The 23,632-nt window shown below is 69.7% G+C and carries 23 protein-coding genes; 11 read left to right on the top strand and 12 right to left on the bottom strand.

Annotation, left to right across the window (positions count from 1 at the left end):
- Nucleotides 1-140 precede the first annotated feature (140 nt).
- Together BM417_RS00250 and BM417_RS00245 are read left to right on the top strand one after the other, a co-directional pair.
- Complete coding sequence (locus BM417_RS00250) at nucleotides 141-5,606, top strand: ATP-binding protein (protein WP_093587693.1); 5,466 nt, start codon at nucleotides 141-143, stop codon at nucleotides 5,604-5,606.
- Between the two features lie 71 nt (nucleotides 5,607-5,677).
- On the top strand, nucleotides 5,678-6,394 hold the full coding sequence (locus BM417_RS00245) for a hypothetical protein (protein WP_143138445.1): 717 nt from the start codon (nucleotides 5,678-5,680) through the stop codon (nucleotides 6,392-6,394).
- On the opposite strand, the gene BM417_RS00240 is transcribed toward BM417_RS00245, so the two are convergent.
- A complete protein-coding gene (locus BM417_RS00240; protein ID WP_093587691.1) occupies nucleotides 6,395-7,267 on the bottom strand; it encodes a 5'-nucleotidase in 873 nt (290 codons plus the stop codon).
- A gap of 51 nt (nucleotides 7,268-7,318) precedes the next feature.
- Here BM417_RS00240 and BM417_RS00235 point away from each other — a divergent pair, with 51 nt between their 5' ends.
- On the top strand, nucleotides 7,319-7,633 hold the full coding sequence (locus tag BM417_RS00235; protein WP_093587690.1) for a DMT family transporter: 315 nt from the start codon (nucleotides 7,319-7,321) through the stop codon (nucleotides 7,631-7,633).
- Complete coding sequence (locus BM417_RS00230) at nucleotides 7,633-8,040, top strand: DMT family transporter (protein ID WP_093587689.1); 408 nt, start codon at nucleotides 7,633-7,635, stop codon at nucleotides 8,038-8,040. Before BM417_RS00235 ends, BM417_RS00230 begins: the two co-directional genes overlap by 1 nt.
- Here BM417_RS00230 and BM417_RS00225 read toward each other — a convergent pair.
- The 3 genes from BM417_RS00225 to BM417_RS48900 form a co-directional block, all read right to left on the bottom strand.
- Nucleotides 7,933-9,270 (bottom strand): glycosyl hydrolase family 18 protein, encoded by a 1,338-nt coding sequence (locus tag BM417_RS00225; RefSeq protein WP_093587688.1) that lies wholly within the window; start codon nucleotides 9,268-9,270, stop codon nucleotides 7,933-7,935. The genes BM417_RS00230 and BM417_RS00225 overlap by 108 nt on opposite strands.
- 111 nt (nucleotides 9,271-9,381) lie before the next feature.
- The gene (locus BM417_RS00220) at nucleotides 9,382-10,119 is read right to left on the bottom strand and encodes an SDR family NAD(P)-dependent oxidoreductase (RefSeq protein ID WP_093587687.1); all 738 of its coding nucleotides are present in this window, start codon (nucleotides 10,117-10,119) and stop codon (nucleotides 9,382-9,384) included.
- A gap of 7 nt (nucleotides 10,120-10,126) precedes the next feature.
- Nucleotides 10,127-11,929, bottom strand: a complete 1,803-nt coding sequence (locus tag BM417_RS48900) for a serine/threonine protein kinase (protein ID WP_093587686.1) — start codon at nucleotides 11,927-11,929, stop codon at nucleotides 10,127-10,129.
- Nucleotides 11,930-12,022: 93 nt separating this feature from the next.
- On the opposite strand from BM417_RS48900, the gene BM417_RS00210 reads away from it, so the two are divergent.
- A complete protein-coding gene (locus BM417_RS00210) occupies nucleotides 12,023-12,688 on the top strand; it encodes a Clp protease N-terminal domain-containing protein (protein ID WP_093587685.1) in 666 nt (221 codons plus the stop codon).
- Here BM417_RS00210 and BM417_RS00205 read toward each other — a convergent pair.
- A complete protein-coding gene (locus BM417_RS00205; protein ID WP_093587684.1) occupies nucleotides 12,642-13,607 on the bottom strand; it encodes a helix-turn-helix transcriptional regulator in 966 nt (321 codons plus the stop codon). The two genes, BM417_RS00210 and BM417_RS00205, sit on opposite strands and share 47 nt — an antisense overlap.
- Nucleotides 13,608-13,716: 109 nt before the next feature.
- Between BM417_RS00205 and BM417_RS00200 the strand changes: the two genes are divergently transcribed.
- On the top strand, nucleotides 13,717-14,121 hold the full coding sequence (locus BM417_RS00200; protein WP_093587683.1) for a VOC family protein: 405 nt from the start codon (nucleotides 13,717-13,719) through the stop codon (nucleotides 14,119-14,121).
- Nucleotides 14,122-14,151: 30 nt separating this feature from the next.
- A complete protein-coding gene (locus tag BM417_RS00195; protein ID WP_093587682.1) occupies nucleotides 14,152-14,625 on the top strand; it encodes a hypothetical protein in 474 nt (157 codons plus the stop codon).
- Here the strand turns inward: BM417_RS00195 and BM417_RS00190 are convergent.
- Both BM417_RS00190 and BM417_RS00185 read right to left on the bottom strand, forming a co-directional pair.
- Nucleotides 14,591-15,925 (bottom strand): FAD-dependent oxidoreductase, encoded by a 1,335-nt coding sequence (locus tag BM417_RS00190; protein ID WP_143138444.1) that lies wholly within the window; start codon nucleotides 15,923-15,925, stop codon nucleotides 14,591-14,593. The genes BM417_RS00195 and BM417_RS00190 overlap by 35 nt on opposite strands.
- 60 nt (nucleotides 15,926-15,985) lie before the next feature.
- Complete coding sequence (locus BM417_RS00185; protein ID WP_093587680.1) at nucleotides 15,986-16,972, bottom strand: helix-turn-helix transcriptional regulator; 987 nt, start codon at nucleotides 16,970-16,972, stop codon at nucleotides 15,986-15,988.
- Between the two features lie 87 nt (nucleotides 16,973-17,059).
- On the opposite strand from BM417_RS00185, the gene BM417_RS00180 reads away from it, so the two are divergent.
- Genes BM417_RS00180 through BM417_RS00170 form a run of 3 tightly spaced genes read left to right on the top strand, consistent with a single transcriptional unit; the run spans nucleotide 17,060 to nucleotide 18,269 of the window.
- Nucleotides 17,060-17,449, top strand: coding sequence for a cupin domain-containing protein (locus tag BM417_RS00180; protein ID WP_093587679.1), 390 nt, complete (start codon nucleotides 17,060-17,062; stop codon nucleotides 17,447-17,449).
- On the top strand, nucleotides 17,446-17,835 hold the full coding sequence (locus BM417_RS00175) for a DUF1304 family protein (protein ID WP_093587678.1): 390 nt from the start codon (nucleotides 17,446-17,448) through the stop codon (nucleotides 17,833-17,835). Before BM417_RS00180 ends, BM417_RS00175 begins: the two co-directional genes overlap by 4 nt.
- A gap of 35 nt (nucleotides 17,836-17,870) precedes the next feature.
- Complete coding sequence (locus BM417_RS00170; RefSeq protein ID WP_456085498.1) at nucleotides 17,871-18,269, top strand: protein-tyrosine phosphatase family protein; 399 nt, start codon at nucleotides 17,871-17,873, stop codon at nucleotides 18,267-18,269.
- On the opposite strand, the gene BM417_RS00165 is transcribed toward BM417_RS00170, so the two are convergent.
- Genes BM417_RS00165 through BM417_RS00155 form a run of 3 tightly spaced genes read right to left on the bottom strand, consistent with a single transcriptional unit; the run spans nucleotide 18,266 to nucleotide 19,886 of the window.
- Entirely contained in the window at nucleotides 18,266-18,934 is a 669-nt protein-coding gene (locus BM417_RS00165; protein ID WP_093587676.1) for an MOSC domain-containing protein, read from the bottom strand. The genes BM417_RS00170 and BM417_RS00165 overlap by 4 nt on opposite strands.
- A 10-nt stretch (nucleotides 18,935-18,944) precedes the next feature.
- Nucleotides 18,945-19,334, bottom strand: coding sequence for a MerR family transcriptional regulator (locus BM417_RS00160; RefSeq protein WP_093587675.1), 390 nt, complete (start codon nucleotides 19,332-19,334; stop codon nucleotides 18,945-18,947).
- A 21-nt stretch (nucleotides 19,335-19,355) separates the two neighbouring features.
- Entirely contained in the window at nucleotides 19,356-19,886 is a 531-nt protein-coding gene (locus BM417_RS00155) for a hypothetical protein (RefSeq protein ID WP_143138443.1), read from the bottom strand.
- Between the two features lie 68 nt (nucleotides 19,887-19,954).
- Between BM417_RS00155 and BM417_RS00150 the strand changes: the two genes are divergently transcribed.
- Entirely contained in the window at nucleotides 19,955-20,989 is a 1,035-nt protein-coding gene (locus BM417_RS00150) for an aldo/keto reductase (protein WP_093588496.1), read from the top strand.
- A 1-nt stretch (nucleotide 20,990) separates the two neighbouring features.
- On the opposite strand, the gene BM417_RS00145 is transcribed toward BM417_RS00150, so the two are convergent.
- A complete protein-coding gene (locus BM417_RS00145) occupies nucleotides 20,991-22,112 on the bottom strand; it encodes a hypothetical protein (protein WP_245821578.1) in 1,122 nt (373 codons plus the stop codon).
- Complete coding sequence (locus tag BM417_RS00140) at nucleotides 22,109-23,623, bottom strand: alkaline phosphatase D family protein (protein ID WP_093587672.1); 1,515 nt, start codon at nucleotides 23,621-23,623, stop codon at nucleotides 22,109-22,111. Before BM417_RS00140 ends, BM417_RS00145 begins: the two co-directional genes overlap by 4 nt.
- Between the last annotated feature and the right edge of the window lie 9 nt (nucleotides 23,624-23,632).

The following is a 23,632-nucleotide window of genomic DNA, read 5'->3' as shown; positions in this document are numbered from 1 at the left end:
GGCTTGTTGGTTTCATACAAACCACGCTGCTCAACTCGCTTCGATCTAGCGGTTTTCCTACCGGGTAGTAGACGAGAGTGTGTACATCGATTGGGCGGCGTTTGCCGCTGAGGTCGTAATGTCCGCGAGGAGCCAAGTCGTTGTTCAGTCGTGTAGCGATCGTCAACCGCGGGGAAGCCGCTATGCGGCTGATCCACGCCGTCCGTGAGCTCGCCGCCGAGTCAGGGGAACGGATCGAGACCGTCGCCCTGTACACCGATGTCGACAAGTCCGCGCCCTTCGTCAGGGAAGCGGACCTCGCCTACAACCTCGGCCTGGCGGCTGACCGTCCGTACCTCGACCTCGAGGTCCTGGAGAAGGCACTCGTCGAGACGAAGGCCGACGCCGCGTGGGTCGGCTGGGGCTTCGTCGCCGAGATCCCCGAGTTCGCCGAACTGTGCGAGAAGGTCGGCGTCACGTTCGTCGGCCCGTCCGCCGAGGCCATGCGCAAGCTCGGTGACAAGATCGGCTCGAAGCTGATCGCCGAGGAGGTCGGTGTCCCGGTCGCGCCCTGGTCGCGCGGTGCCGTCACGGACCTGGAGCACGCCCTCAAGGTGGCCGAGGAGGTCACCTACCCGCTGATGCTCAAGGCGACCGCCGGTGGTGGTGGCCGGGGCATCCGCAAGATCACCTCTCCCGCGGAGATGGAAGAGAACTTCGAGCGCACCAGCCTGGAGGCCGCGCGCGCGTTCGGCTCCGGCGTGATGTTCCTGGAGCGCCTGGTCACCGGCGCCCGGCACGTCGAGGTGCAGGTCATCGCCGACGGCCAGGGCACGGCGTGGGCGCTCGGCGTCCGCGACTGCTCGGTGCAGCGGCGCAACCAGAAGATCATCGAGGAGTCGGCGTCGTGCGTGCTGGAGCCGCACCAGGTCGACGAGCTGAAGTCCTCGGCCGAGCGGCTCGCGAACGCGGTGGGCTACCGCGGCGCGTGCACCGTCGAGTTCCTCTACCACCCCGGTGAGAAGCTCTTCGCGTTCCTCGAGGTCAACACCCGCCTCCAGGTCGAGCATCCGATCACCGAGATCACCACGAGCTTCGACCTGGTCAAGGCGCAGCTGCACGTGGCAGGTGGCGGCAGGCTCGAAGGCGACAAGCCCGTCGAGCTCGGCCACGCCGTCGAGGCCCGCCTCAACGCCGAGGACCCGGACCGCGACTTCGCGCCGTGCCCCGGCACGATCGTCCGTCTGGAGCTCCCGGCCGGCCCCGGCATCCGCGTCGACACCGGCGTGGCCGAGGGCTCGCAGATCCCCGCCGACTTCGACTCGATGATCGCGAAGATCATCGCGTACGGCCGCACCCGCGACGAGGCGCTGGGCAAGCTGCGCCGCGCCATGGCCGAGACGACCGTCATCATCGAGGGCGGCACGACCAACAAGAGCTTCGTGCTCGACCTGCTGGACGAGCCCGCCGTGATCGACGGCTCGGCCGACACCTCGTGGATCGACCGCGTCCGCGCCGACGGCGGCCTGATCTCGCACCGCCACTCCGCGATCGCGCTGGCCGCGGCCGGCATCGAGGTGTACGAGGACGAGGAGCAGATCAACCGCTCCGAGCTGCTGGCGTCCTCGCGTGGCGGCCAGCCGCGCACGAACCACGAGGGCGCGGTCAAGCTGGAGTTCGTCCTGCGCGGCCAGCCCTACCTCGTGAACGTCGCCCGCATCGGTGCCGCGAAGTACCGCGTCGGCGTGTCCGCCGTGGACTCCGAGACCGTGCTGACCGGTGACGTCGACGTCGAGCGGTTCGACCACCACGTCGGCCAGATCACCGTCAACGGCACCCGGTTCCGCGTCGTCACCGGTACGCACGGCGTGGTCCACCAGGTCGAGGTCGACGGGGTCACCCACCGCGTCACCCGCGACGAGGGCGGCGTCCTGCGCTCCCCGATGCCCGCGCTCGTCGTCGCCACGCCGCTCGCGGTCGGCGCCGAGGTCGAGGCTGGCGCACCGGTCCTCGTGCTCGAGGCGATGAAGATGGAGACGGTGCTGCGCGCGCCGTTCCGCGCCCGCCTCAAGGAGCTCAACGTCGTCGTCGGCACCCAGGTGCCCGCCGGTGGCGCGTTGCTGAAGCTGGAGGAGATCGAGGACGCGGCCGGCGCCGTCGAGGAGCAGAAGTCCGAGTCCTCGGTCGAGCTGGAACTGCCCGCGCCGCGCACGGACGTCCAGCCGGAGGAGCTCGTCGCTCGCGGCATCGACGACCTGCGCAACCTGTTGCTGGGCTTCGACACCACCGCCGCCGACACCGAGCGGGTGCTGTCGGACTACATGGGCGCGCGGCACGACCTGCTGGAGCGGCCGCTCGTGCAGGAGGCCCAGCTGCTCGGCATCTTCGCCGACCTCTGCGACCTCTCGCGCAACCGTCCCGCCGGTGAGGAGACCAAGCCGGAGAACCACATCCACTCTCCGCGCGAGCACCTGCACACCTACCTCAAGACGCTCGACGCCGACCGCGCCGCGCTGCCGGAGGCCTTCCGCGCCCGGCTGCAGAACGTGATCGGCCACTACGGCATCACCGAGCTCGACCGCACGCCGGAGCTGGAGCAGGCCGTCTTCCGGATCTTCGTGGCGTCGCGCCGGGGCGTGTTCGACGCGGCCGTCGCGACGACCCTGCTGCGCCAGTGGGTGCAGGAGGCACCGCCGGTCGAGTCCGAGCAGGTCCAGATCGGCCTGGTGCTGGAGCACATCGTCGCCGCGACGCAGGTCCGCTACCCGGCGGTGGCCGACCTCGCCCGCAGCGTCGTGTTCACCTGGTTCGCGCAGCCGTTGGTGCGGCGCAACCGCGCCCGCGTGCACAGCGAGGTCCGCAAGCACCTGATCCACCTCGACACGCAGCCCCAGGCGGCGGACCGCGAGGAGCGGATCGCGGCGATGGTCGCGTCGGCCGAACCGCTGGTGCGCCTGCTCGGCCAGCGCATCGGCAAGCCCGGCGCGGACAACACCCCGTTGCTGGAGGTGCTGGCCCGCCGCTACTACACGAAGAAGGCGCTGGAGAACCCGCGGGTGAACGGCGCGTTCTTCATCGCGGAGAACGAGCCGGAGCAGACCAGGCTCATCTCGACCGCGGTGGAGTTCCCGTCCCTGATCGACGCCGTCGGTGACGTCGTCAAGCACGGCACCGGCAGCGCGGTCGTCGCGGACCTCTACGTCAACTGGGTCGACGGCCCGTCCGACCAGGACGAGATGGCCGCCGGTCTGGGTGCCGCCCTGGCCGCGCACCAGCTGCCGCCGACGATCACCCGCATCACCACCACGGTGGCGGGCCGTCGCGGCGAGTCGATGCACCACCACTTCACGTTCCGCCCGTCGTCCAACGGGTTCGCGGAGGAGAGGCTGGTGCGCGGGCTGCACCCGCGCATCGCCGAACGCATGCAGCTCGAACGGCTGCGCGAGTTCGACCTCACCCGGCTGTCCTCCGTGGACGAGGACGTCTACCTGTTCCGCGCCGTGGCCAAGGCGAACAAGTCCGACGAGCGGCTCGTGGCGCTGGGCCAGGTCCGCGACCTGACGCCGTTGCGCGACGACGAGGGCCGGATCGTGGCCCTGCCCGCCGCCGAGGACGTGCTCGCCACGTGCCTGGACGGCATTCGCCGGGCTCGCGCGCAGGCCGGTGGCCGCACCCGCCTGGCCACCAACCGCGTGGTGCTCTACGCGTGGCCGCCCACCGAGCTGTCCTCGAAGGACCTGGACGCGATCGGTCAGCGCGTGCTGCCGACGACCGCGGGCCTCGACCTGGAAGAGGTCCTGTTCCTGGCGCGCCGCAGGGACCCGGCGTCCGGTGAGCTCACCGACATCGGTGTGCGGATCGCGAACGACGCCGGTGCCGGCGTGCGGTTCTCGTTCGTGCAGCCGCCGACCGACCCGATCCAGCCGCTCGACGACTACCGCCAGAACGTCCTGCGCGCCCAGTCGCGCGGCACGATCTACCCGTACGAGCTGGTCGACATGCTCGTCGGCGACGGCGGGTCGTTCGTGGAGCACGACCTGGTCGAGGGCGCTCTCGTGCCCGTCGACCGCCCGCGTGGTGGCAACAAGGCGGGCATCGTCGTCGGTGTGGTGACCACGCCGACCCCGGCGTACCCCGAGGGCATGAAACGCGTCGTGCTGCTGGGCGACCCGACGAAGTCCCTGGGCGCGCTGGCCGAGCCCGAGTGCTCGCGGGTGATCCACGCCATCGACCTGGCCGAGGAGCTCTCCGTTCCGCTGGAGTGGTTCTCGCTCTCGTCCGGCGCGAAGATCTCGATGAGCTCCGGTGTCGAGAACATGGACTGGGTGGCCGCGGCACTGAAGCGGATCGTCGAGTTCACGCAGGACGGTGGCGAGATCAACGTCGTCGTCAACGGCATCAACGTCGGCGCCCAGCCGTACTGGAACGCCGAGGCCACGATGCTCATGCACACCAAGGGCATCCTGGTCATGACCCCGGACTCGGCGATGGTGCTGACCGGCAAGCAGGCACTCGACTTCTCCGGCGGCGTCTCGGCCGAGGACAACTACGGCATCGGCGGCTACGACCGCGTCATGGGCCCGAACGGCCAGGCGCAGTACTGGGCCCCGAACCTGCGGGCGGCGTTCGACGTGCTGCTGGGCCACTACGAGCACAGCTACATCGCGCCGGGCGAGGCCGGACCGCGCCGAGTGTCCACTTCGGACCCGTCGACGCGCGACGTGTCGTCCTACCCGCACGTGGTGGGGGACAGCCCGTTCAACACCGTCGGCGAGATCTTCTCGATCGAGTCGAACCCGGACCGCAAGAAGCCGTTCGACATCCGCACCGTCATGCGGGCGTTGTCCGACCAGGACCACGAGGTGCTGGAGCGCTGGGCGGGCATGGCCGACGCCGACACCGCCGTCGTCCAGGACGTGCACCTCGGCGGCATCCCGGTGACGCTGCTGGGCGTCGAGTCGCGCGGAGTCTCGCGCACCGGCTTCCCGCCCACCGACGGCCCGGACACCTACACCGCCGGCACGTTGTTCCCGAAGTCGTCGAAGAAGGCGGCTCGCGCGATCAACGCGGCCTCGGGCAATCGTCCGCTGGTCGTGCTGGCGAACCTGTCCGGCTTCGACGGCTCGCCGGAGTCGATGCGGGAACTGCAGCTGGAGTACGGCGCCGAGATCGGCCGCGCGATCGTCAACTTCCGCGGCCCGATCGTGTTCACCGTGATCTCGCGGTACCACGGCGGCGCGTTCGTGGTCTTCTCCAAGGCCCTGAACCCGTCCATGACGGTGCTCGCGGTCGAGGGCTCCTTCGCCTCGGTCATCGGCGGCGCGCCCGCCGCGGCCGTGGTGTTCGCCCGTGAGGTCGACGGCCGCACGGCCAACGACCCGCGCGTGAAGAAGCTGGAGTCCGCGGTGGCCGAGGCGTCCGGTGCCGAGCGGGCGGCGCTGACCGCCGAGCTGGTGTCGACGCGCCAGGGCGTGCGGACCGAGAAGCTCAACGAGATGGCCGCCGAGTTCGACCGGGTGCACAGCGTGCAGCGCGCGGTCGAGGTCGGGGCGGTCGACGCGATCATCTCGGCCGCGCAGCTGCGGCCGGCGATCATCAAGGCGATCGAGGACGGTCTCGCGAAGTAGCAGGTTCTATGATCAGGCCCGGTCATCCCGTTGGGGGTGGCCGGGCTTTTTCCTTGGGGGAGGAAATGATCGTGAACTCTGCGCTCGCCACTGCTCTCGACGCTCAGTCCGGCGACTCGGAGCTGCTCGCCGCGCTGGTCGACCACGGGGTGTTCGTTCCCGTGCAGGCGAGCGGCTCCGTGCTCTTCGCCAAGGACGCTGACGGAGGCCCAGCCATTCCCGGCTTCGTCAGCGAGGCGTGCTGTGCCGAGAAGTTGCCGCAGGCCGCCGGTGCCGTGCACTGCGATGTGCTGCGGCTGCTGGACATCGCGAAGCAGACCGGTGTCGAGATGCTGTCGCTGCACTCGTTCGGCGGCTGGGCCCGCGTGCCGGTGCCGTTGCTGCGCCGGACGATGCGCGAGCGCGGCCGCGACGCTGCGGGGGAGTGGTTGAAGCTTCGTCCGTCCACGCACGCGCTGGCCATCGCGCTCCGGCAGGCGCTGGTGCGGCGGATCGCGGAGTTCCCCGCGATCAGGACGGTCTGGGTGTCGAACGCCCGGTGGCATGACACCGGCATGGAACACCTGATGCTGCACATCGCGGTCGACGAACCGATCCCGTCGCCATCGGTGAAGCGGTTGATGGACGTTCTGCTGGCCGAGGAAGTGGTGATCGGCGAGGAAGATCCGCAGCTGGGCACGATCGCGCTGAACACCAGGACCCATGCCGGCCATCTGGCCGAGTTGGAAGGGATGGGCCTGGACCCGGTGCGGGCGCCGCGGCCGAAGCGGTGGTGGCGCCGCTCCTGATCATTCGTTCGTCACGCCGAACGGGATGTGCACGCACGGCACGGTCTGGATCAGGTGCCCGCGCTGGTCGTCGAAGAAGATGTGCGGCTTCAGCACGTCCAGGATCGGCGCCTTCTTCAAGCCTCCCAGGAAGAACGCGTCGTTCACCGTCAGCCCCCAGGCCTTGAGGCTGTTGATCGCGCGTTCGTGTGCCGGGGCGGACCGCGCGGTCACCACCGAGACCCGGATGCGATCTTCTGCCTGGCGCTGGATGCGGTTCACGCCCGCGAGGAAGTTCCTCAGTGGACCGGGATCCAGGGGCGTGACGACGTTCGTGGCCTCGTGCTGCTGGAACTGGTCGAGTCCGCCGCTCTGGTAGATCCGCTCGGAGGCGTCGTCGGCCAGGACGCCGTCGAAGTCGAACGCGATGCGCAGCGCCGGATCGTCGTCGTCCTGGAACGACGACTTGAGCACCTGGCCGGCGGGGAGACCGGCCGCGGTGGCCTTGCGGACGTCGTTCTCGTTGGCGGACAGGAACAACGACATGTTCAGCGCCGGCATGAACTCGTGCGGTGCCCGGCCCTCGGTGAAGATCGCGCGGGTGATCGTGAGGCCGTGATGTGCGGCGGAGCGAAGGATGCGCAGGCCGGTGTCGGGGGAGTTGCGCGACAGCACGATCACCTCGACCAGCGGTGCCAGCGAGTTGAGTCGCAGCAGCCGGCGGATGAACGGGAATGCGACGCCCGCCGCGAACGGTTCGGACAGGTGGGCTTCCTGGTAGGCGCGATAGGCCTGTTCGCCCTCGGACGAGAAGACGGCGTCGGACGCGGTCAGGTCGAACAGAGCGCTCGACGCGACGCCTACGACCAGCAGGTTTTCCAGGCTGGGAGCCACATCACGTGATCGTAGCCGCCCGGTTGGCGCTTTTCTGGTACGGTCGTACCAATGTACTGGGTGGTGCTGATCGCGTCGGGAGTGCTGGAGGCCGTCTGGGCCACGGCGCTGTCGGCGTCGAAGGGTTTCCGCCGGCCGTGGCCGGTGGTGGTGTTCGCCGTGACGATGACGCTGAGCGTCGTCGGGCTCGCGTGGGCGATGCGGGGGATCCCGGTCGGCACGGCGTACGCGGTGTGGGTCGGCGTGGGGGCCGTGCTCACGGTGCTCGTCGCGGTACTGCGCGGTGAGGAGAAGCTCGGGGTGGCCAGGGCGTTGCTGCTGGTCGCGTTGATCGGCTGCGTCGCGGGCCTGAAGGTGGTGAGCTGATGTACTGGGCCGTGTTGCTGGGAAGCGCAGTGCTCGAAGCCGTGTGGGCGACGGCGTTGTCCCAGGGGGCCTATGTGCTGTTCCTGGTCGCCGCGACGCTGAGCATGGTCGGGCTTTCCATTGGCATGAAACGAATTCCGGTCGGGACCGCCTACGCCGTGTGGGTCGGCATCGGTGCGGCCCTGACGGTGACGTGGGCGATGATCACCGGCGAGGAGACGCTCTCCGCGTGGAAGATCGTGTTCCTCACCGGGATCATCGCCTGCGTCATCGGGCTGAAGTTCCTGAAGTCAGGAGCCTCAGGCGTTGATGGTCCACCGCTGGTTGGCGGTGCCGGCGCAGTCCCAGAGCTGAAGCCTGGTGCCGTCGGCGGAGCTGTTGCCGGTGGCGTCGAGACATCTTCCTGACGCTGTGTTGCGCAGCTGGCCGTTGGCCTCGGCGGTCCACTGCTGGTTGCCGGAACCCGTGCAGTCCCACAGCTGGGTCACCGCGCCGTTGGCGGTACCCGACGCGTCGAGGCACTTGCCCAAGGCGCGCAACGTGCTTCCGTTGCGAGTCCACTGCTGGGCGTTGGTGCCGTTGCACGTGTAGAGCTGCACCGCGGTGCCGTTGGCCGAGTTCGCCGCGGCCACGTCGACGCACTTACCGCCGAAACCGGTGATGGTGCCGCCGGTCGGAGGCTGGGGGTTGCCGTTGCCGGCGGTCTCCCAGATGGCGTTGAGCAGGCTGGTGGCACCGGTCGTGTCCTGGGAGAGCTCCCAGTTCATGATGCCGCCCGCGTTCGACAGCGCCCACGTCGTCTTGCGACGGATCGTCGGCAGGCCGTTGTACTGGTTGCCGTTGTAGCTGTCGCGGTTGGCGTTGGCCGGGTCCTGCGCGACGAGGTCGCGGTAGGAGATGTAGGTCGGCCGGCTGTAGAACGGGACACCGAGAACGGCCTTGCTCGCAGGCAGTCCGCGGTTCTTCCAGAAGTTGACGGAAGCGATCGACCAGTCGTAGTTCGCGTGCGGGCTGCCACCGTCGTAGGCCATGATGTTCAGCCAGTCGACGATGCCGAACACCGCGGGCTGCACGCCGTTCGCCGTGCCGCCCTCGCTCACGACCGCGGCCGTGAGCAGCTTGCCGCGGCTGTGCAACTGGTCGCCGAGCTGACGCATCAGCAGCGTGTAGTTGTCACCCTCAACGCCCGGATCCGGGTACTCCCAGTCGATGTCGACACCGTCGAGATTGTACTGGTTGACCAGGTTGATCAGTGCGTTGACGAACGTCGTGCGGCCGTTCGCGCTGGCCGCCAGGATCTCGAAGTTGTCGTCGTTGCCGCCGTTCCAGCCGCCGACCGCGATCGAGACCTTGACGTTGTTCTGGTGGCCGAGGCTCACCAGTTGCTGCAACTTGCCGGGGTCCGGCAGGCCCTGGAGCGTGCCGTTGGAGTTCGGCAGCACGAACGAGTAGTTGATGTGCGTGAGCTTGCTGTACTGGATCGAGCTGACGTTGCCGGCCCAGGACGGCATGTAGCCGACGCTCTTGAACCCGGCGGGATAGGCGGCCTGCGCGGCAGGCGCCATGACTGTCAATGTCGCCGCGGCGGCGGCCAGCGCGAGGCCGGCGGCGCCGAGGCGTGAACGGAATGAACGCATTGCAGGGGAGGCCTTCCACTTCGTCGAGCGCCCACCGCGACGTTAGTGGTCTAGACCGGTTGCCGGAAGATCAACTCGGTACCGGAACTGGTTCCGGTCGGTTTCCGGGAATCATCGGAGGTATGAGGCGCCGTTCACGTCGATGATCGTGCCGCTGGCCCACAGCGCGTTCTCCGTGGTCAGCCACGCGACCGCGGCGGCGACCTCCTCGGGTTCGGCGACGCGGCCGAACGGGCTCTGCGCCCGGATCCGCTCGCCCTCCGGACTCGCGAGGAGCTCGGTGACCATGTCGGTCCGCACGAACCCCGGCGCGACGCCCGCGACCGCGATGCCCTGAGGCGCCAGGGACTGGGCGAGCGACTGGGTCATCGCGTGCAGACCGGCCTTCGCCGCGCCGTACGCGGGGGCGTCGGGCTCGCCCCGGTAGGCACCCCGCGAGCCGACGTTGATGATGCGACCGCCCGCGGACATGTGCCGGACCGCGTGCCAGGCGAGGTCGGCGGGGCCGTACAGGTTGAGCTCGATCGTGCGGCGCCAGGCCTGCTGCCACTCCTCGAAGCTCGTCGCGGCGATGGGGTGGTGGAAGTAGATCCCCGCGTTGTTGACCAGCACGTCGAGACCGCCGAGCTTCTCGACGGTCTCGTGGACGACCTGCTCGGCCTGGTTCGCGCCGAGGTCGCCCTGGACGGTCACGTGGCCGTCGCCGGGCAGGCTCGCCGCCACGGCCTTGGCCTCGTCCGCGCCGGAGCGGTAGTGGACGGCGACCTGGTGGCCGCCCGCCGCGAGGGTGTGTGCGATGGCGGCGCCGATGCCGCGGGAGGCTCCGGTGACGAGCGCGCGTCGAGTCATGCGCCGATCATGCCTGGTTGTCGATCATCCACTTGCCGTTCTGCTGCACGAACGTGTATGTGTGCGTTTCGGTCGTGGAGACGGTCGCGCCCTGCATGTACTGCAGGGTCACGGTCACGACGTTGTCGCCCTGCGGTACGAAGTTCGACAGCTGCACCGCGGTGTAGTCGTCCCAGAACGACTGGTAGGCCTGGAAGCTCGGCGTGCGTACGGCCTTGAACCGGTCCGTGAGCGACGCGTACCCGGCCTGCAGGTCGCCGGGGATGAGCGCGTAGTAGGCGGTGATCGCCTCCTGGGCGTTCTTCGGCCCGGCGGGCGTTTCCGGCTGGCCCTGGCTCGGCGTGCCGACCGGAGGGTTCGTCTGGGAGTTCGCCGGTGGCGGGGTCTGGCTGTCCGCCGGCTGCTGCGGCTGGGTCTGACCCGACGTCGGCTGGTTCGACGGGGTGCTCGAACCGGTCTGGCTGCTGCTGGGCGGCTGAGCGTTGTTCTGGTTGCCGTTGCCCTTGGGCCACAACAGGAACGAGCCGACGCCCACGGCCAGCACGAGAAGGACGATCGCGATGGGGACGAGCGGGAACTTGCGGCGGTTCTCGTCGGGTTCCGCCGGGGGTGCGGGTGGGGTGCTGACGGGAAGCACCGGCGTGGGCGGCTGCGCGGCGGTCTCGCGGACCACTGGCGGCGGCGTCGCGATCGGGGCCTTCTGCTCCACGGGAGCGGGTGCTTCCGCCGGTACCTCGGCGACCGGTGTTGGCGCCTCGGGTTCCGGCGTCGCCTCGGGCTCGGGGGCCGCTTCCGGTTCCGGTGCCGGCTCGGGTTCGGGCTCTGCCTTGGGCGGGGCGGTCAGACCGGCGGCCTCCACGGCCGCGGCGCCCGCGATCAACCCTGCCGCGGCGGCCGCGGCCTCCTGCTTCGCCTTCTCCTCCGGCTGCGCCTCGACCGGGAGCTTGACCGTCGCGGGGATGACCACGGTCGCCTGGGAGGCCTGCGGCGTCTCGTTCACGACGGCGGCCAGCAGGTGGACGGCCTCCTGCATGCTCGGGCGGCGCTCGGGGTCGTTCGCGAGCAGCCGGAACAGCACGGGGGACAGCAGGGGGCCCGCGTTGGCGGGCGGCATGATCGAACCGCCGGCGACGCGGTGCAGCATCACGAGGTTGTTGTCCGCCGTGCCGAACGGCGGGCCGCCCTCCACGGCGTTGTAGAGCGTGGCGCCGAGCGAGAAGACGTCGGAGGGGAGACCGGCGTCCTCCCCGCGGGCGACCTCGGGGGAGAAGAACGCGGGGGTGCCGATGGTGCCGGTCGCGGTGGCAGTGCCGTCGTCGTCGGTGGCGCGGGAGATGCCGAAGTCGGTGATCTTGACTTCCTGGTCGCCGATCAGCACGTTGCCGGGCTTCACGTCGCGGTGCTGGATGCCGTGGCGGTGCGCGGCGGCCAGTGCGGCGGCGGTGTAGCACCCGATGCGGGCCACCTCACGGGGCGGCAGCGTGCCCTGCTCGGTGATCACGGCGGCGAGGCTGCGGGAGGGGAGGTACTCCATGATCAGCCACGGTCGGCCGTCCTCCTCCACGACGTCGTAGACGCGGATGGCGTTCGGGTGCTCCAGACGGGCGGCGAGGCGGGCCTCGCGCATGGCCCTGGCCTTCGCGCGGTCCACCCTGGCGTCGTCGAGGCCGTCCAGCGCGAGCAACTCCTTGGCCGCGACCAGACGGTGAAGCTGCTCGTCGTAGGCCTGCCAGACGACTCCCATCGCGCCCTGGCCGACCTTCTGCTTCAACTGGTAGCGGCTGCCGATGAGCCTGCTGCTGTCCTCCACGCGGGTGCTCCCGTCCCCTCTGATCACTCACAAGTGTGACGGTTGCCGCGTTAGTCGTTGACTGTAACCCTATCTGGGGGTACATATGGGGTTATGCCAAAAATCAACGTGTACCTGCCCGATGAGCTCGCGGACTCCGTGAAGGACATGAACATTCCCGTCTCGGCGATCTGCCAGCGGGCGCTCGAAGGGTCGGTCAAGCGGATCGCCGCGATCCGGGCACTCGACATCAGGGACCTCCAACGAGAAAAACCCCCGCAGTTCACCGACCGCGCGTGGAAGGCCGTCCAGATCGCCGCCGAGGTCTCCCAGGGCACCAGGCTCGGCACCTCGCACCTGCTGGCCGGCATCACCGCGGAGGGCGAGAACCTGGCGATGGACGTGCTCCGCGCGCTCGACATCGAGCCGAGAGGCCTGCCCTCCTCCACCCCCGCGAACGTGGGCGGGAAACCCGGGTTCGCCGACGACGGGGCGGCGGCGCTGGAGCTCGCGGTCGTCGAGTCGATCGCCCTGGGCCACAACTACGTGGGCTGCGAGCACCTGCTGCTCGGCATCGTCGCCGAACCGAACGGCGCCGGCGGCGAGGAGCTGCGCGAGCTGGGCATCGAGATCAAGGGCGCGCGCCGCGCGGTCCAGACGGCGCTCGCGGGCATCGTCCACCTCAAGAAGCAGCAGAAGGCCGCCCCGGACGCGGCGAAGATCCTGGAGATGATCATGACCCGGCTGGCGAGGCTGGAGCAGCACGCCGGTATCGGCTGACGAGCTCCGCGCCGATGCGGGCCAGATGTTCTTCGACCTCCGGCGACTCGACGGTGATCAGGCCGCCCCACCCGGCGACGTTGCGGGCGATGTCGAGCGGCCGCGGCGCCGTCAGTTCGACCAGCGTGAGCTCACCCCGGTCCTCGACGACCGTGCAGTGGCGTCCGTGCTGGTGCTGGAAGACCTTCAGGAACCTCGTGGGCACGAGCACCGACGCCGACGTCTCCGAACGCCGCTCCTCCATGGCCGTGACGACCTCGCCCCAGGCGCCGGCCAGCTCGAAGCCGGCGGGCCGCGAGGACGGGGTGCCGGTAGGGGTCACACCCGTGATGCGGTCGAGCCGGAACGTGCGCCGGCCGTCGTCGGTGCCCGCGATGAAGTACCAGATGCCGTCCTTGTCGACGAGTCCCCACGGGTCGACCAGACGTTCTTTCGGTGTCTCACCGCGTTTCCGGTAGCTCAGTCGCACCCGCACCTGCGCGACTACGGCCTGCTGGAGCGTGGCGACCAGGCCCGGCCTGTCCTTGGGGTCCTCGCCCCACCCGGCGGTGTCGACGATCGTCGACTCGGCGGCGGCCTCCGCCTCGGCCCGGAACGTCTGCGGCAGCGCGCGGACCAGCTTCCGCAACGCCGACTTGATCTGCGGGGCGACGGACGAGGCCGGTCCGGCGACCAGGAACAACGCCTGGGCCTCCGCCGAGGTCAGGCCGCTCAGGTCGGTGCGGGCACCGCCGACGAGCGACCAGCCCCCGCCTCTCCCCGGTTGGGGGTACACGGGTACCCCCGCCGCGGACAGGGCTTCGAGATCGCGCCGGGCGGTGGCGTTCGAGACTTCGAGCTCCGCGGCCAGCTCGGCGGCGGTCACCCGGCCGCGAGCCTGCATCAGCAACAACGTGGCGACGAGACGGTCTGCGCGCATGTCTCCAGATTCCCGCTAAAAGTGCTCACTCGATGAGCACTTTACGGCGGAGGCTTGGAGCCACACAGACCGAAACGAAGTTCCACTGGAGGCAGTTGTGTTGCGAGGAATGTCGACCGTGTCCTACTACGCCGACGACCTGACCGAGGCCCGCGACTGGTACGCGCGGTTCCTCGGGGTCGACGCCTACTTCGAGCGGAGCACCCCGGACGGCATGCTCGCGTACGTCGAGTTCCGGATCGGCGACTACCAGGCCGAACTCGGTCTCGTGAACCGCCGGTTCGAGGTCTCGCCGTCCGACGGCCCGGCCGGGCAGGTCCTCTACTGGGCGGTCGACGACCTCGACGCGACGTTCGCGAGGCTCCAGGAGCTGGGCGCCAAGATCCACGACGAACCTCAGGTGCGCGGCGAGGGATTCGTGACGGCGTCGGTGGTCGACCCGTTCGGCAACATCCTCGGGATCATGACGAACACCCACTACCTGGCCATCGCCGAGCGGAACCGTCGCGACTGAGCACCGTCAGCCGCCGCATATCCTGCTGAAATGACGACGCGGCTCGCCATCACAGGACATCGCGGACTCTCCGCCGAACTGGAGGCGCGGATCGACGAGATGATCCGCGCCTCGGTGGCGGAGCACGGCGACGTGGTCGGGGTGTCGTGCCTCGCGGACGGTGCGGACGCGGTGTTCGCGCAGGCCGTGCTGGACGTGGGCGGCGCGCTCGTCGCCGTGCTGCCGGCCTCGAAGTACCGCGAGACGTTGCCCGAGGACTACCGGTCCGTCTACGACGCGCTGCTCGCACGGGCGGCCAAGGTCGTGCAACTGGAGTACGTCACGCCGGATCCGCACGCCTACATGGAGGCGGGCAAGCGGATGGTCGACGAATCCGACTCGCTGCTCGCCGTGTGGGACGGGCTCCCAGGACGTGGACCGGGCGGCACGGCCGACGTGGTGGCCTACGCGCGATCGCGGGGTGTGCCGGTCACGGTTCTGTGGCCCGAGGGTGCCGTCCGCTGAGCGCCTTTCCGCGCAGCACCCGGAAGAGCACGGCCGGCCGGAACAGCGTGGCCGGGTGGTCGACCAGGTGCGAGACGCGGATGAACGCGCGGTAGACCTGCCGGTTTCCGGGAAGCGCCGCGAACGCGCGGTCGGTGTACCAGCGCAGCAGCCGCGTGCTCAACGACGGTTTCCGGGTGCTCCAGCCGAGATCGGCGGTCGTCGCGGACCTCCACGGGGTCCTGGCGGTCCTGGCGACCGCGCGCTGGAAGACGAGCGGTTCCTTGGCGAGGTCGTGTTCCTGCAACAGTGTGCGCAGATCCAGGCAGTACAGGGCGGCGAGCGTCAGGCCGTGGCCGTGCACGGGGTTGAGCGAGACCACGGAGTCACCGAGCGCGAGCAGGCCGCGTGGCCAGTCCGGGACCTGGTGGAAGCGGTTCCACCGGCTGCGCAGGTTGCCGGCCTGGTAGATCTTCGACACAGGGGTGGCCGTTTTGATGATCTCGGCGATGTCGTGGCAGCGCAGGGTCGTGGCGTAGTCGAGAAAGCCGTCGTCGTCGGTCGGTGCGGCGTCGCCGTCCGCGCCGAACAGCGTCACGAACCACTGGTTGCCGTCCACCGTGGACACCGAGCCGCCGCGTCTCACGTCGGGTGCGCGAGTGACCTCGAAGGCGGTCTTCCAGTCGAGCTTCAGGTCGCGGTTCACCTCGTAGAGACGCGAGGTGAGGCTGAGATGGCCGTTGACGATCATCGGTGCCGGGCAGTGCACGCCGAGCTCCGCGAGCCACGACACGAGCTTGCCGTCGCGGCCGGAGGTGTCGACCACGAGATCGGCGTAGTCGGTGAACGGCCTGTCGTCGTGCCGGCCGTGCACCCCGGTGACCGTGCCCCGGTCGTGCAGCAGGCCGTCGATCGTCACACCGTCCACAAGGGACACGTTGGTGAGACTCAGCACCCGGCGGCGGATGGTCCGTTCGAGCATCACCCGCGTCGTCGAGAGCACGCTGAGGCCCAGGTAGTCGCGCGGTGCCCAGCCGGACGGCGCGCGGATCAGGAAGTCGCTGCCGAGGTCCGCGCGGATCGCGCCCGCGTCCTCCAGCTCCGCGCCGAGCCTCGGGAAGAGCGTCTCCAGCGCGTCGGCCCCGCGCGCCAGCAGCGCGTGCGGGTGGCTGGCCTGCGGGGTGCCCGCGCGATAGCCCGTGTCGGGGGTGATCCTGTCCCGTTCGACCAGCACGACGTCGCCGTACGACTCGGACAACACCCTCGCCGCCAGCAGTCCCGCGAAGCCGGCGCCGATGACGAGGGCGCGGTCGGAGTACATGGCGGCCATGCTGGCAGAACCACCTGGCGGGCGGATCCTCCGAGAGTCCTGTGTTTGGTCTCAGGACAGTCTCGCGACCAGCTCCGCGCGGCTGCGCACGCCGAACTTGGCGAACAGCGACTTGAGGTGGTCCTGCACGGTGTAGGGCGAGATGGCCAGCCGGGCCGCGATCTCCGACGTCGGCTGCCCGGCGAGCACCTCGTGGCACACGTCCTCTTCGCGGCTGGTCACGCCGTGCGCCTTGATCAGCAACCCCAGCAGGTCCGCGCCGGAAGCCCGGCTGATCGTCACGGCCGCCGCGAACTCGTCGTCGCTGACGAGTTCGCTCGCTTCGAGCAGGATCCAGCCGCCGCGGGCGTCGCGGACCCTCGCCCTGAACGTCCCGGACCGCGCTCTCGCCGCCGCGGCGCGCACCATCACCGCGAACCGGCCCGGCGCCACGTCCTCCAGTTCGTCGCGCCACTGCGCGGTGGACGCGGTCGAGGCCCTGATCGTGCCGTCCCCGGCGACCACGACGATGGCGGGCGCGCCGGTCCCGCGAGACGAGGTGCGTGCCGCGACGCGGGTGGCGGCGCCGAGAGCGGGTGCCACCGAGGCCATGAACTCCAGCTCGCGCTCGCTGAAGTCGCCGGTGCGCACCATTCCCGCTCCGCCCCAGCAGACGTCGTCGGCCCGGAACAACGACCGCAGCTCATGACTGAGACCCAGCGGCCGCCAGACCTCGTTGAGTCGCGTGGACCGTTTGTCCTCCAGCCTCGCCACGGTGTCACCGCGCTGCGCCAGCGACGCGAACGTGTGCGGTTCGCCGGGCGTGTACTCGCAGGTCGCGAGCACCGGCTCGTACTGCTGCGGGATGCGGTTGACGCCGCTGGTCATGGTGCTGAACACGCCGGAGTCCGGGTCCATCGAGGCCCAGCAGGAGAGCTCGCACGGGACCACCCGGTCCACGAGGGCGATGGCCGCCGCGTGCAGTTGCGCGACGTCGAGCCCCGCGCCCGCCAGTGCTGTGACGTCGCGTCGCACGCCCTGCGCCCGACCCTCCCACATGGTTGGCAGTATGCGCCCGCCGTCGCCGGTCCGGGATCCCAGTTTTCCGGGATACAGGGGCGCGTTCCGTGCGCGGAGGCTTCTCGCATGCTGACCACCGCAGGCGAGGGCGAGGTAGTCACCGTGCCCGACGCGACGATCACCATCCGGATATCGGCGAAGCACACCGGCGGCACCTACGAGTTGTTCGAGGTCGACGCGCCGCGTGGGGAAGCCGCGCCGCCGCACCGCACGCCGTGGCCGAAGGCGTACTACGTGCTGCACGGACGCATGGCGGTGTTCCTCGACGGCGAGCTCTACGACCTGTCGCCCGGCGATGCCATCACCATTCCGCCCAACGCGTCCCACACGTTCACGGTGCACACGCCGTCGGTGCAGTTCCTGGCGTTCGCCGTGGGGGACGTGATGGGCGCGTTCTTCCTCGACCTGTCCTCGAACGGCATGGAGGCGCTGGCCCGGCACGGGGTGACGCGGTGAGCGTCGTCGCCCAGGTCGCCGCGGCGGTCGCGGCCCTGATCCACCTCGTGGTGTGGGTCTGCGAGGCGTTCCTGATCGGCCGCGTCCACCGGTCGATGTTCGGGCAGCCCGCGCAGGACGTGCCGGCGATCCGGCTGTGGGCGTTCGGCGTCGGGTTCTACAACCTGTTCCTGGCGTGCGGGGTGATCGCGGGACTGGTCGCGGTGCACAGCGGGCAGGAACTGGTCGGCCGCACGCTGATCTTCTACGTGTCGTGGTTCATGGTCGGAGGCAGCGTGGTGCTGGCCGTGGCCGACCAGCTGGCGATGAGCCGCCCGCGCAACCAGGCCTGGGGAGGCGTTGCGGCAGAAGGGATTCCGCCATTGGTAGTACTGTTGTTCGCCTAGCACTCGGTACTCATGGGGGACGTTTGTTGAAGACGATCGAGCTACCCGACGGAGCCGTGATCACGGGGCGTGGCCTGCGCGACGGCAAGATCGTGGAGCCGCACCCGCACTACGGGGTGTACCTGCAACCCCGCCCGGTCGACGTGCCGTGGCCGCACGACTGGATCGACTGGCCGGACTTCCGCCTGCCGCGTGACCACGACGCCGCGATCCGGCTGATCCGCTCCCTGCACGCGCGGGCGTTGTCCGGCGAACCGGTCGAAGTGGCGTGCAGCGGCGGCATCGGCCGGACCGGCACGGTGATCTCGTGCCTGGCCGTGCTGGCGGGCGTCCCGGCCGCCGAGGCCGTGGCGTGGACGCGCGCGAACTACCACAAGCGCGCCGTCGAGACGCCGTGGCAGAAGCGCTGGGTCAGGAACTTCCCACCCAACTAGGAATCGAGCTCGACCGCGGAACGCCTGTGGACCAGCTCCACGACCTCCGGCGGCACCGAGTCGCCGGCCGCGAGCAGCCGGGGCAGCAACGCGGCCTCCGTGGTGACGGCGCGGAAGAACAGCTCGACCGTCACGTCGTGGCCGGGCCGGTGCACGACGGTGATCTCGTCGCCCGGCCCGACCAGACCCTCTTCCAGCACGCGGAAGTAGGCGCCGGGCCGGGCGGCCTGGGTGAACCGCTTGACCCAGCCGCGCTGCCCGAGGAACTCGGCGAACGTGCGGCACGGGATGCGCGGGCCGGTCACCTCGAGCAACGCCGTGCCTATCCGCCAGTGCTCGCCGACCAGCGCGTTCGTGTGGTCGATGCCCTGCGTCGTCAGGTTCTCGCCGAACTGGCCGGCGCCGAGCTCGGTGCCCAGCTCCGACTGCCACCAGTCGAGGTCCTCGCGCGCGTAGCCGTACACGGCCTGGTAGTCGCCGCCGTGCGCGTTCCAGTCGGCGATCGAGTCACCCGCGACGCCGCTGCCCGCCGTTCCCTTGGCTCCGGGCGGGCTGACCCGCAGCGGTCCGTCCACCGGGCGCTTGTCGATGCCGGTGGCACCGACGCGGGCGTGGTCGGCCGGGGCCGTCTTCTGGGCGACGTTCAGCGAGAGCACGACAGGCATGGGACCGAGACTATTGGCCGACCGCCTTGGCTGCGATCGAATTGACGTAGTCCTGGTAGATGCCCACCTTGCGCGTGATCAGGTCCATGCACTCCTGGAGCCGCACCATCTGCTGGGCGACGCGTTCCTGGTGCTCCTTCAGGATGTCCAGGCGCTGGAGCTCGTTCCCGTCGCCCTGGCGGACCAGGTCGGTGTAGCGGCGGATCTCCGGCACGGGCATCCCGGACATGCGCAGCATGATGCACATCCGCAGCCAGTCGATGTCCTGCTGTGTGTACACCCGGCGGCCGCCCGGTCCTCTGTGGACCTGGTGCGCGAGGATGCCTTCCTTCTCGTAGAACCGCAGCGCGTGCACGCTCAGTCCGGTCCGTTCGGCCACCTGTCCGATGCTCAGCCCCATGGTCCGAGCATAAATGCCGGGTCACCCGGCCGAGCGGACCTCGGCCCGGTCGCGCAGGTGCTGGTACCGCTCGCGCAGATCGCTGGTCTCCTCCCACTCGGCGAGGCTCTCGGGGGTGGGCGTCCTGGATCCCGGCAGGTACGTGATCTGGACCTCGGTGCCGTGCCAGGCGCGTGCGGCACCCGCGACGTCGGCCGCCGTGCCCGTGTCGAGGTAGGCGAGAAGGGCGAGCTGGACGCGGCGACGGCCGAACGCCGTGATGGCGGGCTTGACGAGCTCCCGGCTGAAACCGGGATCCGGTTCGAGGACGGTGGCCCGCATCAACGGTTCGAACCACTCGTCGGGTGCCGCCTCGGAGGCCGCCACCGCCTTGCCGACGGCACGCCGGGCCCGATGGCGCCACGAGGGCATGACATCAGGTTCGTCCGCAGCCGGAGATTCGGCTCCCACCAGGGGCAACAGGTCTCGCAACACGGCTTCGCAGGCGGTCGAACTGGGGGTCGTGCGACCGGGCAGGGGCTTGAACGCCTGTCGGTCGCTCTCGGAGGTCATGATCCCGAGAGTAACAACGTGCTTCTTGACCTAGAGACGGCTCTAGTTCGTACGTTCTCGCCATGAACATGCGCTATCGCGTTCTCGGGGGAACCGGCATCGAGGTCAGCCACCACTGCCTAGGCGCCATGATGTTCGGATCCGTGGCCAACAACGACCACGAAGAGGGCGTGCGGATCATCCACCGCGCCCTCGACGCGGGCATCAACTTCGTCGACACCGCCGACATGTACTCGGCCGGAGAGTCCGAGGAGATCGTCGGAAAGGCTTTGAAGGACCGGCGTGACGACGTCGTGCTGGCCACGAAGGTGCACTTCCCGCTGGGGGAGGGCCGCAACCGCAGCGGCAACTCGCGGCGCCACGTCCTGAACGCCGTCGAGGACAGCCTGCGGCGGCTGGACACCGACTGGATCGACCTGTACCAGGTGCACCGGCCGGACTACCGCACCGACATCGACGAGACGCTGTCGGTGCTGACCGACCTGGTGCGCGACGGGAAGATCCGGGCGTTCGGGTGCTCGACGTACCCGGCGGAGGAGATCGTCGAGGCGCACCACGTGTCGATGAACCGGGGCTACCTGCGGTTCAGGACCGAGCAGCCGCCGTACTCGCTGCTGGCCCGCGGAGTCGAACGGTCGGTGCTGCCGACGGCGCGGCGGCTTGGCATGGGTGTGCTGGTGTGGAGCCCGCTGGCCAGCGGATTCCTGTCGGGCAGGCACCGCAGGGGCGCGTCGGCCGAGGCGTTCCGGGCGACGCTGAGCCCCGAGCGGTTCGACGAGTCGCTGCCCGCCAACGCGGCGAAGTTCGAGGCCGTCGAGCAGTTCGCGAAGCTCGCCGACGAGATGGGGGTGTCGCTGCCCGCGCTGGCGGTCGCGTTCGTGACGACGCATCCCGGTGTGACCTCGGCGATCACCGGGCCGCGCACGATGGAGCAGCTGGAGTCGTTGCTGGAGGGCGCCTCGCTGGTGCTGACCGACGACGTCCTGGACCGGATCGACGAGATCGTGCCGCCCGGTGTCGACACCTACGACGTGCACGGCTTCTGGAAGCCCGCGTCGCTGCTGGACGTCCACCAGCGACGCAGGCCCGTCGATCAGCGCTGACTCACCACTGCTGGGTGGTCAGGCCGGTGCCCAGGTAGATCTGGTCGAACCCGTTGCCGTCGTTGTCGTCGGTGTAGACGACGGTGACGCGGCCCCACGGGTCGACGCCCACGGCGGGTTCGTCCTGCCTGCCGGTGGCGTTCGAGACCGTGAGCTGCCGTTCGGGACGGCCCGTGGTGGTGCCGTCGGGGTTGTAGACGCTGGTGTGGACGTCCTGCGCCTCCGTCGTGGTCACCGCGACGCCGAGCTGGTCGTCGATGCCGATCTGCGGGTCGGCGCCGGTGGTCTGGGCGACGGCACCCCGTGAGGTTCCGGCCGCCGTGAACGACTGCGTGCGGACTCCGGACTGCTCCCAGGCGATGGCGAAGTCGCCGTTGAAGTTGGCCGCCACGGCGGGGCGTTTCCCCTGACCCGTCGTGGTCTGCGCCTGCTTCACGCCACCGGACGCGGTGACGATCTTGCGGGCGACGTTCGCGTCGGCCTCCCAGGCGATGATCGCGTTGCCGGCGGCGCTCATCGCGACCTGGGGCTTGGCATGGGTGCCGCCGGCGTTGTTGACCTGGGCCTCGTAGGTCTTGGAGCTCAGGGACGCGAACACGCTCACCCGGACGGTGGGCGCGGCGGTGCCCTGCTGGTCCTCCCAGGTGACCGCGAAGCCGCCGGTGTCCGGATCCGCTGCCACGCTGGGGAAGTACTGCTGGCCGTCGGCGCTGGCGTTGGCCGTGCCGGAACCCGACACGGTCCCGGTCGCGCTGACCGAGCGGACGGCGATGTTGTAGTAGCCGTTGCCGTCCGGGTCCTCCGACCAGACGACGACCGCGCTGCCGTTCTCGTGCAGCGAGACGTCCGGCTGCCAGTGCCGCCAGTTGCCGGTGCCGCCGGTGGAGAGCTTCTTCTCGTAGACCGCCGTTCCCTCTTTGTAGAGGCGGATCCAGACGTCGGAGTGGATCGGGTCGGCGGGGGTCGTGGTGTCCCTGTCGTCCTCCCACACGACGGCCGTGTAGCCGTTGCGGGTGGCGCTCACGGACGCGTTGTCCTGGTCGCCGGTCGAGTCGCTGTTGACCGTGGACCACGTCATCGGTGCGGGTGCCAGCAGGAGGCTCGCGATCAGCAGTGTCTTCACGGCGCCTGCAATCCGGGGTTGGTGGCCTCGACGACGTAGCTGCCGACGGTCTTGACCGGGTAGTCGCGCACGGTGACCTTGTCGACGGCCCGGTAGTCCACCCGCATCTCCGTCGGCGTGGTCTGCGTCTTCACGTAGCCGCGCAGGTTCTTGAAGTACTTCACGTGCGGGTTCAGCGTCGGGTTGAGGCTGTTGTCGGCCGCGTTGCCGTCACCGCCGGACGTGATCGAGGTCGTGACGAGCTCGGTGCCGATGATCCGGTTCTGGGTTCCGTAGTTCTGCATGAGGTTCGCGCCCCAGCTGCGGTGCACGTCGCCGGTGAGCACGACCGTGCCCTTGTTCCCGTTGGTGTCCCAGGCGTTCTGGATGCGCGTGCGGTTGGCGGTGTAGCCGTCCCACGCGTCCATGCTCTTGGAACCGTCCGCCGCGGCGAGCCGTTGCGCGAAGAACACCTGCTGGCCCAGGAAGTCCCAGGTGCCGAGCTTCTGCCTGAGGCCGTCGATCAGCCACGTCTCCTGCGAGGTGCCGGTGAGCGTGCGGGCCGGGTCGTCGGCGGCCGGGCAGACCTTCGTGCCGTCGCCGCAGGCCTGGTCGTTGCGGTACTGGCGGGTGTCGAGCAGGTGGAACGTGGCGAGGCTGCCCCAGCGGACCCTGCGGTGCAGCAACATGTTCTGCGCTGTCGGTGCCTGGGCGGATCGCAGCGGCATGTGTTCGTAGTACGCGTTGTACGCGGCCGCGCGGCGAGCCGTGAAGTCACCGGCCGGGCTCGAGTCGTTGCGGATCAGGTTCGCGTAGTTGTTCTCGACCTCGTGGTCGTCCCAGACGACCAGCCACGGCGCGGTGGCGTGCGCGGCCTGAAGGTCCGGGTCGGTCTTGTACTGGGCGTGGCGGACCCGGTAGTTCGCGAGCGTGCTGATCTCGGTGGCGGGGGCGAACTGGCGGACCTTCGTGGTGGTCGCGGCGCCTTCGTAGATGTAGTCGCCGAGGTGCAGGATCAGGTCGGGGTGCTCCTCGGCCATCCGGCGGTAGCCCGTGAAGTAGCCCTCCTCGTAGTGCGAGCACGAGGCGAAGAGCATGGTCAGCGCGGGCGAGGTGCCGACGGCCGGTGCGGTGAGGGCGCGGCCGGTGGGGGAGATGTGACCGCTGGTGCGGAAGCGGTACCAGTACTCACGTCCCGGCTCCAGGCCGGTGAGGGTGACGTGCACGGCGTGAGCGCTTGCCTGGGTGGTGGTGAACGTGCCGGTGCGGACGATGGCGGTGAAGCGCTCGTCGGTGGCGACCTGCCATTCGACGGCGGTGTTGGTGTTCGGCATGCCGCCGAGTCCGTCGGCGTTGAGCGGGTTGGGGGCGAGGCGGGTCCAGATCACGAACCCGTCGGCCGCCGGTTCGCCGGACGCGACGCCCAGGGTGAACGGGTAGCCGATGGCGTTGGCCAGTGCGGGAAGTAGAACCCCGGCGCTCGCTCCCGCGAGGCCGCCCACGATGAAGGTACGTCTCCGTAACGTGGTCATGACCCGCAG

Origin of the sequence: Lentzea waywayandensis (genome assembly GCF_900115955.1) — a bacterium.
In the GTDB taxonomy this organism is placed as follows: Bacteria; Actinomycetota; Actinomycetes; order Mycobacteriales; family Pseudonocardiaceae; genus Lentzea; species Lentzea waywayandensis.
The sequence above is the reverse complement of the archived record's forward strand: the minus strand, read 5'-3'. Positions and strand labels throughout refer to the sequence as shown.